The following is a 14,010-nucleotide window of genomic DNA, read 5'->3' as shown; positions in this document are numbered from 1 at the left end:
CTGGAATATTGAAAGCGAAAGGAGGCGGAGTTGCGCCTTTAAGCAATTCCGCCTTGACGGCTTGGAGTGGAGAAGACGGCGCTCACGCGCCGCCGAACCTCCAGACAGGGATGCCGAGCCGCTTCGCCTTGTCGGCGAGATTGTCCTGAATTCCCGTGCCCGGGAAGTGCATGACGCCGATCGGCAAGAGTTCGAGCATGGCGTCGTTGCGCTTGAACGGTGCTGCCTTGGCGTGCTTCGTCCAGTCGGGCTTGAAGGCGATTTGAGGCACCTTCCGGTTAGTCGCCCATTTGGAGGCGATCAGTTCGGTCCCTTTGGGAGAGCCACCGTGGAGTAGGACCATGTCGGGATGCTTGGCATGAACCTTGTCGAGACGATCCCAAATGAGATGATAGTCGTTGAAGTCGAGCCCGCCTGTGAGTGCGATCTTCGGGCCCGGCGGCAACAAGACCTCGGTTTCGGCACGACGCTTGGCCGCGATGAAGTCGCGGGAGTCGATCATCGCTGCGGTCAATGCGCGGTGATTCACCAGTGATCCTGACCGAGGGCGCCAGGATGATCCGGTGTGAGCCTCAAAGCGTTCGATGGCCTGATCGCGGAAGAGCTCCAGGCAGTTGCGGCGCTCGATCAATGTGATGCCTTCCGCCGTCAGGCGTTCGAGCTCGACCGATCTGACTTCGGAGCCGTTCTGCTCGCGCTGGCTCTTTTGTTGCGCCTGTTCGTTGTCGTCGAGTTGACGTCCGATGCGGTCGACGGCCCGATGGAATAGGTTGACGTCGACCAGAGCAGATCATTAAGGTCCGGCTCAAGCCGCGTGTCGCTCAACGTCGCGACCAGGGCATCGAAGATTTCGGAAGTGGCGCCGGCGATCATCTTGGCCTCGGGAAGCGGCCGTGGATCGGGCTGGTCGTCGAAGGGACGATAGCCGAAGAGCTGTAGTTCGGTGAGGATGTGGTCAGTTGGAGAAGAGGTGTGCGGGGATTCGATGTCGTGGTGGTCGGTCATCGAAGAGGTCCTTTGCCGGGTTGGCCGCGCCCATCGCGGCCTTCGTGGCGATCACTCAGACGGCGGGCGGAACGGGCCAGAACCCGAAAGGGCCAGAGCGGCAGCGGAGGATGGCGAAGGCCGGCTATTTTGCTTCGCGATGCAAAAGCGCGCGGACCAGATAGACAATGCGCCTTCTTGTTGCATGCGCGCGGCGGAAAATAGCCGGATGTAGCCATTGCCGGCCTGGGCCGCTTGCCGTCCGATCGCCCTCTAGAAGGCCGAGGACGCGTGCTCTTCCGGAAACGCCTCTCGATGATAGACCTGTCGACTTTGATCGAAGCACCGGAGCTATCCAGCGGCTACCGTCGACGAATGCAGGAAACGGGTGACGTCCTCTGGGACGAGTTGACGCCGCATCGCTTCTCGGATGGCATCAGAGCCGAAGATTTGCAGATCGTCGTTGAAGTCGCCCACCCGCGGCGATAGCGGGATCACTTCAATGCTGACGGCTTCCGCGCGCTGGGTGAGAATAGCCTGTGCGGCATCTCCGGCGGCATCGGCATCGCGTGCGATATAGAGCCGACGCAGGCCAGTTGGCAGCAACATAGCTGCGAGGTGGTTGGCCGAAAGCGCGGCTGCCATCGGCAACGTCGGCAACACGTGCCGCAGCGACAGCATGGTCTCGATACCCTCTCCAGCAGCGAGCACATCGTCCCCCGCGCCGAAGCGAACGGCGTTGCCTAGCAGGTTGCCCATGGCACGTCGTGGTGTGTCAACCGGAGCCTTGCCAAGCCGCTTTCGATCAAAGCCAACTGGATCGAGCCAGGTGCGGTGCACACCGGTGATCCGTCCATCGAGGTCCGTGACGCGGGCAATCATCGCTGGCCAGGTCTCGGCCGGCGAACGCTCGTCGGCTCGATAGTAGCAACGTGGGTGGAAGCGCAGGCTTCCACCATCGTGGATACGGGCTATCCCACGACGGCGCAAATATGTTTCGACCGCCGTCCCTCCAATCGGGTCGGAAATCGCAAAGAGCCGGCGGGCGGCTTTCTGCGATCCTGCCAGCACTGTTGGACGAACGAGTTTCGGGGTAGATTGCCGCTCAGAACGAGGTAGCTTCAGAAAGCGCCTCGCCTCCTCGGCGACCTCGCGGAAACTCCGCAGCGCCAGGCTTTCCCGGATGATGTCGAGCAGATCGCCATGTGCCGCGGTCGCAGCATCGATCCACTTGCCAGCTGGGCCTTTAGGTGATTCCTGGAGGCGCACGAACAGCGAGCGCCCCGGCGTGTTGTGGACGTCACCGACGACCCAGTACCGACCCGACCGCTTGCCATTGGAGAGATAGTGTCGGCACACCGCCTCCGCCTCGCGCGCGAGGCGGCGTGCCAGTTCGCAAGGCTCGCGGGACATCACGCAGCCTCCCGCTCGCCGATGGGTGCAAGCGGATAACTGTCGAGCACTTTCGACAGGATCTCGATGCCGCTTGCGTCCGTGGGCATGAACATGCGCAGCTTCCAGGACATGATCTCGTCTTCAAGGACGCCGCCCTCGCGCACGACAAAAAGAAAGGCTTGCGCCTTCGCCATTCGCTTCTGCTTCATGAGAAGTCCGAGCGCGCGGTAGCGAAGGCCGTCCGCCGACACCTCAAACATGCCGGTCCCCTTGCCTTCCGCGTCCACAATCGCCCACACATTGAGACTCTGCAGAAGCGTACGGTGTGTGATACTTTTGGCGAATTGCTCGATCGAAATTCCGGCCTTGAGAGGCCGAACCTTCGATTGTCTGAGTACCAGTTTGTTGAAGGGGATGTCGCGCGAAGGCGACAGGGTGATCTTTTGGACAGCCTCCGTCATCTCGGTTCTCCACGACGGGCGGCCAGGAGCCACTCTCTCGGCCTCCAACCCATCGCGGAAAAACCGCCGCAAACCTTTCACTCTCCTCCCGCCTCCCGCTCCGCTCGTAGTCATCATGTCGACCGGGAATCCGGCAAGACTCCAACGAGCTAGTTCATGAGCTTGCTGGCTTGTGAAGAAGTTCTCACAATCGCGCGATTGCCTTCGAAGGCAGTCGTATAACCCGCCACGGCAAGATCGGCGTCTGTATCAGAGAATGCGAACTCTGCGACGCAGACCGCCAGCGTCCGATTCTTGATGGGATTGAAGTGCCTTGGGCTGCAGGCGTGGCTAGGCGCGCGCCAACGGCACGTCGCCTCAACCAAAAATGGCACCCGGAGAGCGTGAGCATAGCGACCCGAAGGGGCACGCGGGTCCGAGTGCAGCGACGAGACCGGTTCAATAGCGGCACCCGGAAACGGGGCAGTGATAGCGATCGCCGCAGGCGAGCCCCTTTCCCGAGTGCCCCCGGCGAGGAGCACCGCTAGTCTCTGCGCGAGGGATCGACGCCGCAGGCCGAGACGCAAAGCGGCTCGGTTCACGAGAGCCCGGTGCGGCGGCAGCCGCACGCGCGCAAGCGAGGGACTCCGCCAGTCGGAGGACGAAATTTCCTAACGCACACTCCTCTGCATTCCACAGATCCTGATCTGGAGCATGGGAAAATGTTCCTTAGTTCTTCTCACCTGAACTGGTTTCGTCTCTGGTTGCAAATTCGGCTTTGAATCGACCGGCTGCTTCAAGCGTGTAGCTATAGGCCGTCAGTTCACGGCTGGCTTATGCAATGAGGTGGCCGGGAATGACCGGGTGGATCGATAAGCGAGCGGCCCAACACATGCACGAATTTGCCATGCTTCGACAAATAGCCGGTCTGGTGCAGCGCGCACATCCAAATTCCGACACCGGACAACGCTCCGACATACTTAATGCAAGTCCACCGGCGAATCTGTCGGAAAAGCCATTGATGATGCATCTAAAGCAGTTGACTGCCTGCTAGCGGCCCCCCGACGACTGCCAACGGCGATAATGACTATGTCCACTTTTGGGGGTCCTGCCGATCAGAATTGATTCTCCTCGAGAACTGCACGCCAAGGTCTCCTTTTCGCGCGCTAACTTGGCCTATCCCCGCTAGGTCGCACTGCGCAGTAGAGCGAAAAACTCTTTGATCGTAAAAGTCCATTTTATCACCCATCGCGACTCTCGCTCCACCGACCACGAGTAGAGATCATCTAGATCTTCCAGATCGGACGTCATTGTTCAGCGAATTCAGCTCTTGTTGGACCTAAGCGGGCCCCATTAGTGAGATCAGACCGCCCATCTTCACGACGCACCGCGCTGCCTGCTCGCTACCCACCCGCTGGAACCTGGCCAGCGATGATGAGAGCGGATATGGCCGCCGCCTACCTGGACTTTAAGGACACAGGCGAACTTGCGCGCGCGATCCGCCGAGGAGACGCACCGCCACCGGTCAGCTGTCGCGGAACAGGACGGCTGCGGCAGCCAGTCTGGTCGAAGGCGACCATGGATCACTTCGCAGCACCTATTGGAAGAAGTGACGCCAGGGAGCCGGAGGATCTCTTATGTCTGGTATGATCTCAGTTGATACGGCGCAAAAGCTTCCTCGATATTGTCAACGAAAACTGTTGGCGAACAATACGGTGGCTTATTATTTTGCGCCGCCAACCTGGGCTCGTCGGCAGGGCTGCGATTTGAGCCCTGAAGCTTTAGGGAGCGATTATGCCAGTGCCGTCGAGCGGGTTGAGAAAGTCCTCTTGCCCGCATTCGACAGTTGGCACTCACGGGGCCTAAGTGACATGATGCCGGCCTCCCCCGAACCCGGCACATTCGATTGGCTAGTCGGCATCTTCCAAGCTCACCAGAAGTGGGGCGAGATCGAAAGCACCACTCAGCGCCAGTACAAAAGGAGCCTCGCGCTCTTTGCCAATCACGAGCTGAAAGATGGAAGTCGCGTTGGGTCGAAGCAATTGTCCGATTTCACGAAGGCCTTTGTCGACGCAGTTTATGGAAAGCTGCTAGTCGTAACAAAAGTACGCAAGAATGGAGAGGTCGTCGTCCGCGAGCGTCGTCGCTATGCAAATGTGGCCATGGCGAGCTGCCGACGCGCCTGGTTCGTTGGCCAGCGCGCCCAAGAAAAAGTGGTACCAGCGAGCAATCCATTTTCACGGATGGGATTAAGATCACGTGCGCCCGGCCAGCCGATACGGCCCACACCAACCGCAACTTGGGATGAACTGGTTGCGTTCAGGGCTGCCGCGAAAAGGCTCGACTATCGCTCGATCGCAACTGCTGCTTTGTTGTCATGGGAATGGCTGCAGCGGGAGCAGCACGTGTTTGGCTCCTTCGACATGTCGCACTACCGTCCTAGCGAACGGCCAAACAGCGTTAGGATCGTGCACCCAAAGAATGGAGAGGAAGCCTGGTGGCCACTACTAGATGAAACGGGCGCCCCTCTCTTTCCTGAACTTATGGACGAGCTCGACGAGCTTAAAAAGACCTCGCTCCCGGGCCTGGTATTCCGGCGTGACCATGCCCATCGTCGGTCGGCAACCCCGCTTCCATGGATTACGCCACGCAAGGACCTGCGTTATTTGCGCAGCGTGGTAAAGCAGATCATCGCGGAGGCCGGCCTTCGTCAGGAACTTTCCTTTACTTCCTTCCGGCACGGAGGCTTCACCGAAGGTGCCGACAGCGATCTCACGGACGCAGAGTTGCGCGCCGCAGGCCGTCATAGATCAAGCCGCCAACTGCCAACCTACGCCAAGCGCACCGGGAAGCAGTTGATCACGGCCACAAAGAAGCGTCGCGAGGAGCGGACAAGATCACTCCTTATTCGACTAAGCGCCGATCATTCCGCGGAATAGCGGTGCATTGAACGACCACAGCATCCAACCGTGCCCGAAATGATCGCCTATTTTCCCGTCCACGATGGCGAGCGCTTCTCGCTGAACGCCTTCAAGCCCTCCTTGGCATCCTCGGTCATCGCGAGCAGAGCGATCTGGCTTTCGGTGTAGGCGATGCTCTCGTCGAACGACATCGAGGCGATCGCGCGCATGGCGTATTTGCCGCGGCGGATCGCGGTCGGCGATTTGTCGACGATGCGGCCGATCAGCCAGTCGACCTTGGCATCGAGCTCGGCCGAGGGCACGACGTAATTGAGGAGGCCCGCGGCCTGCGCCGCCTTGGCGTCGAACGGCTCCCCCGTGAGCGCCCATTCGTTGACGAGCCGCGGCGGCGCGATCCTCTGCAGCAGGCTCAGGACCTGCATCGGAAACACGCCGACCTTCACCTCCGGCAGGCCGAAGATGACGTGATCGGCTGCGACCGCCATGTCGGTCATGCACAAAAGGCCCATGCCGCCGGCCATGCAGACGCCGCTGAGGCGCGCAATCGCGGGCTTGGTGGCGTTCTGTGACAAACGTAACAGATCGGCATAGTCGACATTTGGTTTGGAATGATCCATCGCGAAAGCCGCGCCGGAATTCTGCAGGTCGGCACCCGCGCAGAACGCCTTGTCGCCCGCGCCCGTCAGCACGATAACGCGGACGTCCCTATCGTCATGCGCGTCGCGATAGCCTTTGGTGATGCCGGCGATGACGTCGCCGTTCAGGGCGTTGCGTTTCTCCGGCCGGTTGATGGTGATCCAGAACGCCTGCCCGCGCTTCTCGGTAATGACGGCTGTGGTGTCGCTCATGGCCCGCTCGCTTCCTTGGCTCCGCTTTGCTGTCATTTGCGGCAGCTCGGGCGCCAGGTGCAAGCGCAATCTGCGGCGAGGCGCCGCTTTAGCGCCTCGACGCAAATTTATAGAGCAATCGAAACGACAGCGTGCTTCAGCCCGCGGTCGCCTTCCTGATCCAGACCTTGTTGTCGTGGAATGCCGCCCCGCCGATCGGCGCGATGGTGTCCGCGCCCGTCAGCATGTTGATGCCGCGGCCGCCGATATGACCCTTGTTCGGGTGAACGGATTCGGCGATCAGCACACCACGCCGCACGCCCTCGAACAGTGTTGCGACCAGCGTGGTCTCGCCGCGGCTGTTGCCGAGCGTCACCGCATCGCCATCGGCGATGTCGAGCGCGGCCGCGTCCAGGGGATGGATCATGACGCTGGCCCGGCCCTCTCGCGCCTTCGAGGACGGCGTCTCGTTGAAGGTGGTGTTGAGGAAGCTGCGCGACGGGCTGGTCGCCAGCCGGAATGGATGGGCCTGATCGCTGTGCTCGATCACCGCCCAATGATCCGGCAGCGACGGCATCTTGTCGAAATCGCCCATCGTCTGACCGAACGGCGGATGCGCCCAGTCGGCTTTGAAATGGAATTTCCCGTCGGCATGGGCAAAGCCATCGAGATAATGCGAGGTGCGGAAATCCGGCTGCAAGTCGCGCCAGATATCAGCTTCAAGGCCGGCGATGTCGCCGTGATTGCTGAGCCTCAAGGTCGCGTCGATCAATTCACGGGGCGTCATCTCGAAACCAGGATGCTTCGCGCCGAGCCGCGGCGCCAGCGCCTGCAACACCTCGTGATTGGAGCGGCATTCGCCGGGCGGGTCGATCAGCTTCGGGCCGACCGAGATGTGCTGGTGGCCACCGCCGTAATAGAGATCGTCATGCTCCATGAACATGGTCGCCGGCAGCACGATATCGGCCATCTCGGCGGTCTCGGTCATGAACTGCTCGTGCACCACGACGAACAGATCCTCGCGCGCAAAGCCCTGCCGAACCAGCGCCTGCTCCGGCGCAACCGTCATCGGGTTGGTGTTCTGAATCAGCATCGCCTTGATCGGGCCCTTGCCCTGCAGGGCTTCGGCATCGCCGGTGAGGATGCGGCCGATCTGCGACTGGTCGAGGGCGCGCGTGGATTTGTCGATCGCGTCGTGGCCTTCGATGATGGATTCGTTGAAATGCCACAGCGCGTAATTGTTGAAGAAGGCGCCGCCGCCTTCATATTGCCAGGCGCCGGTCACTGCGGGAATGCAATTTGCCGCGTGCATCTGCGTGGCACCATTGCGGCTGCGCGTAAAGCCGTAGCCGAAGCGGAAGAAGGTGCGCTTGGTCTCGCCAACCGCCTTGGCGAAGGCCTCGATCTCCGACACCGGCACGCCACAAATGGCGGACGCCCATTCCGGTGTGCGCGTCCTCAGATGCGCCTCGAGCTCATCAGGGCAATCGGTGTATTTGTCCATATAGGCGCGGTCGGCATAGCCGTCGCGGAACAGGACGTGCATGACGCCGCAGGCGAACGCGCCATCGGTGCCGGGCCGCAGGATGATCTTGATGTCAGCCTGCTTCATGGTCTCGTTGTCGTAGATATCGACGGCAGCGATCTTCGCGCCGCGCTCCTTGCGCGCGCGCGAGGCGTGCGTCATCACGTTGACCTGGGTGTTGACGGGATTTGTGCCCCAGATCACGACGAGGTCGGATAGTGCCATCTCGCGCGGATCGACGCCGGCGATCTTGCCGGTGCCGATCGCGAAGCCGATGCGGGCGACATTGGCGCAGATGGTCTGATAGAAGCGCGAATATTTCTTCACATGGGTGAGGCGGTTGAGGCCGTCGCGCATCACGAGACCCATCGTGCCGGCGTAGTAATAGGGCCAGATCGATTCCGCGCCGAACTCGCGCTCGGCTTGATTGAAGCGATCGGCAATCTCGTCCAGCGCCTCGTCCCAGGAGATCCGCGCGAATTGCCCGGAGCCCTTCGGCCCAATGCGGCGCATCGGAAAAGTCACCCGCTCGGGGTGATGAATGCGCTCGGCGTAGCGGGCGACCTTGGCGCAGACGACGCCGGCCGTATAGGTCTGCTGCTTCGAACCGCGCACGCGGCCGATGCTGCGGCCTTCGATCACTTCGACATCGAGGGCGCAAGCCGAGGGGCAATCATGCGGACAGGTCGAATGGCGGATTTCGATTTTGGCGTGCTGGTTCATGGCCAATTTCGTAACACCAAAATACCTATCAGCCGAGGGCATTTATCCGGCAATGCCCATGCGATTTGCTCAGATCACGTGCGCGGCCGGTTCCTGCCGCGACTGCGAAGAGCGGCGCGGCCACACCGAGACCGTCCCGATATTCCGGCGCGATCGGCTTTGTGAGCCGTCGACAGTCCGCATCCCCTGCCGCTACAGTGCCGGCCAACAAGAACGACATCAGGGAGGTGGGCATGAAAGTCCGAAGATTCGTGCTGATGGTCGCCGTCGGCCTGCTCGGCGCCTTCTCCGCAGCCCCCTCATTGGCGCAGGATTATCCTACCCGCGCAGTCCGGATCGTGGTGCCCTTTGGCGCCGGCGGACCGGCGGACGTCGCGGCCCGGCTGATCGGCAACGTGCTCCAGGAGAGCTTTGGCCAGCCCTTCGTGATCGAGAACCGGACAGGAGCAGGTGGTGTCATCGGCACGGTCGAAGCGGCGAAGTCGCCGCCCGACGGCTACACGCTGCTGATGATGTCCAATACCCAGACCGCGAACGAATCGCTGCTGACGCCGGACAAGCGCAAGTACGAGCTGATGCGCGACCTCGCACCGATCGCGCCGGTGAACTATTCCGATCTCGTCATCGTGGTGAACGCGCAAGTCGCAGCGAAGACGCTGCAGGAGTTCATCGCGCTCGCCAAGGCGCAGCCGGGCAAATTGAACTACGCCTCCTCCGGCCAGGGCACCCCCTATCACATGGCCGGCGAGCTGTTCAAAGCCATGGCCGGCGTCGAAATCGTCCACGTGCCCTATCGCAACAGCGGCGAGGCGCGTAGCGGCGTGATTGGCGGACAGGTGCAGATGATGATCGACGCGGTGCCGGCAATGGCGCCGAACATCGGCGAGAACCAGGTGCGCGCGCTCGCCACCACCGGCAAGCAGCGCTCGGCCGTGCTGCCCAACGTGCCGACCGCGATCGAAGCCGGTGTGCCCGGCTACGAGGCGACGATCTGGCTCGGCCTGATGGCTCCCGCGGGTACGCCGAAGCCTGTCATCGACAAGCTCAATGCGGCTGTCAACGCAATGGTGAAGCGACCCGACATCGTCAAGCTCTGGACGGAACAGGGCGCCGTGCCCATGTCGATGACGCCGGAACAGTTCGAGAAATTCCTGCGCGGCGACATCGAGAAATGGGCCGACGTCGTCAAGAAGTTCGACAAGTCGTGAGGCCTTAGAGCGAGAATGCCTGCCATTCAATTCCAGCTCAACGGCGCAGCGATGGCCGTGGATGTTGATCCTGACCAGACGCTGCTCGACGTGCTGCGCAGCCGGCTCGCTGTCACCGGTGCGCATTTCGGCTGCGGCGCCGGTGAGTGCGGCGCCTGTTACGTCATGGTCGACGGCCGCGCGATGGCTTCATGCGATATGCCGATGTGGTCGGTCGTGGGCAAGGACGTCGTCACGGTGGAAGGCCTTGGCACGGTCGAGCAACCGCACCCGCTGCAACGCGCCTTCATCTCCGAGCAGGCAATGCAATGCGGCTATTGCGTCTCGGGGATCCTGATCAGTGCGGCAGCACTGCTGAAGCGCAATCCGTTACCGACGGAGGCCGAGGTCAAAGCGGCACTGGATCGTAATCTGTGCCGCTGCGGATCGCATAATCGCATGGTCCGCGCGGTGCTGCGGGCGGCGTCGGAGATGGCAGCCCTATGACGGTCCCTGCCCCGAAACTGCCGGTCAGCCTGGCGGCGAATCCAAGACTGTCGTCCTGGGTGCGATTCACCGGCGAAGGCAGCGTGGCGATCTCGCCGGGCAAGGTCGAGATCGGCCAGGGCATCGTCACGGCGCTGGCGCAAATTGCGGCGGACGAGCTCGATGTCGACATCATCAGGATCGAGATGATCCGCGCCTCGACGGCGATGAGCCCGAACGAGGGCGTCACCTCGGGCAGCCTGTCGATTCAGCAATCCGGCCGCGCGCTGCGCCACGCCTGTGCCGAAGTGCGCCAGCGCTTCCTCACCGCTGCATCGGAGCGTCTCGGCATCGATGCGGCGCTGCTCGCTGTCGATGACGGCACGATCTCGGGACCTGGCAATGTCAGGACCAGCTATTGGGAGCTGGCTGATGAGGTTTCTCTTGATCACGACGCGACCGCAAGCGCGACAGCGAAGAGCGCTACGAAGCGCGCCCTCGCCGGGCATTCGGTCCAGCGAGTCGACATTCCCGACAAGGTGTTCGCGCGGCCGCGCTTCATCCACGACTGCGCGCTACCGGGTCTTTTGCACGGACGCGTGCTGCGGCCGGAGGTTTCGGGCGCCAAATTGATTGCGCTCAATGAGGAGGCTGCGCGCGCTGTCCCTGGCCTGGTCGCCGTCGTCCGCGACGGCGGTTTTGCCGGCGTGGTTGCTGATGGCGAGGCCGCGGCGGAAGCCGCGGTGAAAGCCCTGGGCAAGGGCGCGACATGGTCGGCCGGCGATCCGCTGCCCGACGAAGATGATCTGGCAGGCTTCCTAAGAAGCCAGCCGGTCGAGACTGATGTCGTCGACACCAGGACGGCAGCGACGGACAGGCCGGCCCAAACCCTGCGCCGGCAGTACACCCGCCCCTACATCGCACACGGCTCGATCGCGCCGTCCTGCGCCATGGCGCAATGGGATGGCGATCGCGTCCATGTCTGGACCCACAGCCAGGGCGTCTATCTGCTGCGCGCCGATCTCGCGATCGTGCTCAAGCGGCCGGCCGACAACATCGTCGTCGAGCACATGGAGGGCGCCGGCTGCTACGGGCACAATGCGGCCGACGATGTCGCGCTCGATGCCGTGCTGCTGGCGAAGGCCACGGGCGGCCGTCCGGTGCGGGTGCAGTGGTCGCGCCACGACGAGATGTCCCATGCCCCGTTCGGCGCGGCCATGGCCATCGAGATCGAGGCCGATCTCGATGCCGACAACGAGATCACCGGCTGGCGCCATACGATCTGGAGCAATGGCCATGCGGCGCGGCCCGGACGCGCGGCGCAGCCGGCGCTGCTTGCGGCAACCGAGATCGCAAACCCCTACCCGCGCATGATCTCGTCCAACCCGCCGGCTGCGAATGGCGGCGGCGCTGATCGCAACGCCGTTCCACTCTATGATCTCCCGACCTGGACGATCACGAGCCACCGGCTGCTGACGATGCCGGTGCGCGCCTCAGCGCTGCGGACCCTCGGCGCGCAAGGCAACGTGTTCGCCATCGAGTCCCTGCTCGACGAGATCGCCGCCCTGCGCGGCGAGGATCCGATCGCATTCCGCTTGCGTCATCTGCGCGACGAGCGCGCCAAGGACGTCATCCGCGCCGCGGCGCGACGTGCCGCGTGGAAGCCGCAGAAGCGAACCGGCATCGGTCACGGCGTCGGATTTGCGCGCTACAAGAACATGGGAGCCTATTGCGCCGCGATTGCCGAGATCGAAGGCACCGACGACATCCGCGTGAAGCGGCTGACGCTTGCTGTCGATGTCGGCGAGGCCATCAATCCCGACGGTGTCATCAACCAGATCGAGGGCGGCGCGATCCAGGCAACGAGCTGGGTGCTGAAGGAGCGTGTCCGCTTCGATCGGACGCGCATCACGTCAGCGACCTGGACGGATTATCCGATTCTGAGGTTCAGCGAGGTGCCGACGGTGGATGTCGAGATCATCCAGCGGCCGGAGATCGAGCCGGTCGGCGCCGGTGAGGCCGCGCACGGCCCGGTGACGGCAGCGATCGCCAATGCGGTCTATGACTGCCTCGGCGTGCGCGTGCGCGACCTGCCGATCACGCGCGACAGGATCATTGCAGCGGCGGAGCTTGCATCGTGACGACAGTGAACATTTTGAGCGGTGGCGCAGCGCAGGGCCTGGTGCGCGGCCTCACCGACGCCTTCAAGGCGCAGACCAGCCTCAGTATCGACGGCGAGTTCGGCGCGGTCGGGTTCATGGCCGACAAGCTGCGAGCGGGAACGCCGGCCGATCTCGTGATCCTGACGCAAGCGCTGCTTGCAAAGCTTGCCGAGGAGAAGCTTGTCACGCCCTCCTCGATCGCCGATGTCGGCCGCGTCGAGACCGCGCTGGCGGTTCGGAGCCGCGATCCCAGGGTGACGGTGAAGAGCGAGGCCGATTTGCGCGAGGTCTTGCGCAGCGCCGATGCGATCTACGTCCCCGACACCAAGGCCTCGACCGCGGGACAGCACGTCGCAAAAGTGCTGGATCAGCTCGGCATCGCCTATGAGGTCGCCTCACGCCTCAAGATCTTTCCGAACGGCGCAACCGCGATGCGGGAGCTTGCGGCATCCACCGCGCAAAGACCGATCGGCTGCACGCAGGCGACCGAGATCATCGCGACCGACGGCATCGCGCTGTCAGGATCGCTGCCGCCCGGCTGCGAACTCGTGACGATGTACACGGCCGGCGTCACCGCGCGGGCCGCACATCCAAGGGAGGCGGCCGCTCTGATCGCGCTGCTGACCAGCGCAGACCGGAAGGAGCTGCGCCAGCGCGAGGGTTTTACCGGCTAGATGCCGATGACCGCCCCTATTTGTGCAGCTGGGTGAGGCCGGTCGGCGGGCCATCGACGGCAGTCCAGCCGCCATCGACGAACAGCGTGCTGCCGCTGACGTAGCTCGCGGCATCCGAGGCGAGATAGGCCACGGCAGTGGCGACCTCGTCGGCGCTGCTCCAGCGATTGAACACGGTGTGACCGGCGTAGAGATTGTAGATGTCGGGCCGCTGCTTGAACGGGCCGGTCAGCGCGGTCTCGGCGATGCTCGGCGCGATCGCGTTGACGCGCACGCCGGCATGTCCGACCTCGGAGGCAAAACCTTTCACCAGGAGGCCGATCGCCGCCTTGGTCGAGCCGTAAACGCCGAGGCCCGGCTCGATGGTGACCGCGCGCACCGAGGAGCAGGCGATGATGCTGCCGCCCTTCTGCTCGACCATGATGCGACCAAAAGCCTGGAAGAACCAGACCGTGCCCTTGACGTTGAGGTTCAGGACGCGGTCGAGATCCTCCTCGGTGTAGTCGAGGATGGTCTTGCGGATGTTGAGCCCGGGCGTCGTCACGGCGACGTCGAGCCGCGGAAACTTCTGCATCACGGTTTTCGCCAGCGCGTTGACGTCCGCAGCGCTCGCGGCATCGCAGCTAGCTGCTTCCGCCCAGCCGCCCTTGTCGCGAATGCCGGCGGCGGTCGCCTCCGCCGCGTCG

General features: G+C 63.0%; 9 protein-coding genes and 2 pseudogenes. 5 read left to right on the top strand and 6 right to left on the bottom strand.

Translation table 11 applies throughout. The features are described 5' to 3' along the window. Positions 1–82 precede the first annotated feature (82 nt). From CWO91_RS28050 to CWO91_RS28040, 3 genes and pseudogenes are all read right to left on the bottom strand, one after another. Positions 83–1,005 (bottom strand): annotated as a pseudogene (locus tag CWO91_RS28050) (DUF2493 domain-containing protein). Between the two features lie 330 nt (positions 1,006–1,335). Then, positions 1,336–2,397 carry a DUF7146 domain-containing protein gene (locus CWO91_RS28045; protein WP_130218151.1) on the bottom strand — a complete coding sequence of 354 codons (1,062 nt, stop codon included), beginning with the start codon at positions 2,395–2,397 and terminating at the stop codon, positions 1,336–1,338. A gap of 116 nt (positions 2,398–2,513) precedes the next feature. Further along, positions 2,514–2,840 (bottom strand): annotated as a pseudogene (locus CWO91_RS28040) (DNA-binding protein); the annotation flags it as partial. A 1,616-nt stretch (positions 2,841–4,456) separates the two neighbouring features. Here CWO91_RS28040 and CWO91_RS28030 point away from each other — a divergent pair. Further along, a complete protein-coding gene (locus CWO91_RS28030) occupies positions 4,457–5,758 on the top strand; it encodes a hypothetical protein (RefSeq protein WP_130218149.1) in 1,302 nt (433 codons plus the stop codon). Between the two features lie 47 nt (positions 5,759–5,805). Here the strand turns inward: CWO91_RS28030 and CWO91_RS28025 are convergent, their stop codons facing one another. Next, a complete protein-coding gene (locus CWO91_RS28025; protein ID WP_130218147.1) occupies positions 5,806–6,588 on the bottom strand; it encodes an enoyl-CoA hydratase/isomerase family protein in 783 nt (260 codons plus the stop codon). Between the two features lie 136 nt (positions 6,589–6,724). Continuing rightward, positions 6,725–8,815, bottom strand: a complete 2,091-nt coding sequence (locus tag CWO91_RS28020; RefSeq protein WP_130218145.1) for a molybdopterin oxidoreductase family protein — start codon at positions 8,813–8,815, stop codon at positions 6,725–6,727. Positions 8,816–9,048: 233 nt separating this feature from the next. Here CWO91_RS28020 and CWO91_RS28015 point away from each other — a divergent pair, with 233 nt between their 5' ends. From CWO91_RS28015 to CWO91_RS28000, 4 genes are read left to right on the top strand one after another with little or no spacing between them, the layout of a single operon-like run. Then, on the top strand, positions 9,049–10,023 hold the full coding sequence (locus CWO91_RS28015; protein ID WP_165405754.1) for a Bug family tripartite tricarboxylate transporter substrate binding protein: 975 nt from the start codon (positions 9,049–9,051) through the stop codon (positions 10,021–10,023). A 15-nt stretch (positions 10,024–10,038) separates the two neighbouring features. Beyond that, positions 10,039–10,509, top strand: coding sequence for a (2Fe-2S)-binding protein (locus tag CWO91_RS28010; RefSeq protein ID WP_130218143.1), 471 nt, complete (start codon positions 10,039–10,041; stop codon positions 10,507–10,509). Next, entirely contained in the window at positions 10,506–12,629 is a 2,124-nt protein-coding gene (locus tag CWO91_RS28005) for a xanthine dehydrogenase family protein molybdopterin-binding subunit (RefSeq protein ID WP_130218141.1), read from the top strand. The genes CWO91_RS28010 and CWO91_RS28005 overlap by 4 nt, the downstream gene beginning before the upstream one ends. Beyond that, positions 12,626–13,324, top strand: coding sequence for a molybdate ABC transporter substrate-binding protein (locus CWO91_RS28000; protein WP_130218139.1), 699 nt, complete (start codon positions 12,626–12,628; stop codon positions 13,322–13,324). The genes CWO91_RS28005 and CWO91_RS28000 overlap by 4 nt, the downstream gene beginning before the upstream one ends. A gap of 16 nt (positions 13,325–13,340) precedes the next feature. Here CWO91_RS28000 and CWO91_RS27995 read toward each other — a convergent pair. Beyond that, the coding region (locus CWO91_RS27995) for an SDR family NAD(P)-dependent oxidoreductase (RefSeq protein ID WP_130218137.1) at positions 13,341–14,010 on the bottom strand (670 nt) is incomplete at its 5' end.

The organism is Bradyrhizobium genosp. SA-3, assembly GCF_004212635.1.
Taxonomy (GTDB): Bacteria; Pseudomonadota; Alphaproteobacteria; order Rhizobiales; family Xanthobacteraceae; genus Bradyrhizobium.
Note: the sequence above shows the minus strand (reverse complement) of the source record. Positions and strands in the feature narration are given on the sequence as shown.

Coding starts and splice junctions, on each gene's coding strand:
- CWO91_RS28045 (WP_130218151.1), bottom strand. CDS start 2,397: ATGTCCCGCGAGCCTTGCGAACTGGCACGCCGCCTCGCGCGCGAGGCG.
- CWO91_RS28030 (WP_130218149.1), top strand. CDS start 4,457: ATGTCTGGTATGATCTCAGTTGATACGGCGCAAAAGCTTCCTCGATAT.
- CWO91_RS28025 (WP_130218147.1), bottom strand. CDS start 6,588: ATGAGCGACACCACAGCCGTCATTACCGAGAAGCGCGGGCAGGCGTTC.
- CWO91_RS28020 (WP_130218145.1), bottom strand. CDS start 8,815: ATGAACCAGCACGCCAAAATCGAAATCCGCCATTCGACCTGTCCGCAT.
- CWO91_RS28015 (WP_165405754.1), top strand. CDS start 9,049: ATGAAAGTCCGAAGATTCGTGCTGATGGTCGCCGTCGGCCTGCTCGGC.
- CWO91_RS28010 (WP_130218143.1), top strand. CDS start 10,039: ATGCCTGCCATTCAATTCCAGCTCAACGGCGCAGCGATGGCCGTGGAT.
- CWO91_RS28005 (WP_130218141.1), top strand. CDS start 10,506: ATGACGGTCCCTGCCCCGAAACTGCCGGTCAGCCTGGCGGCGAATCCA.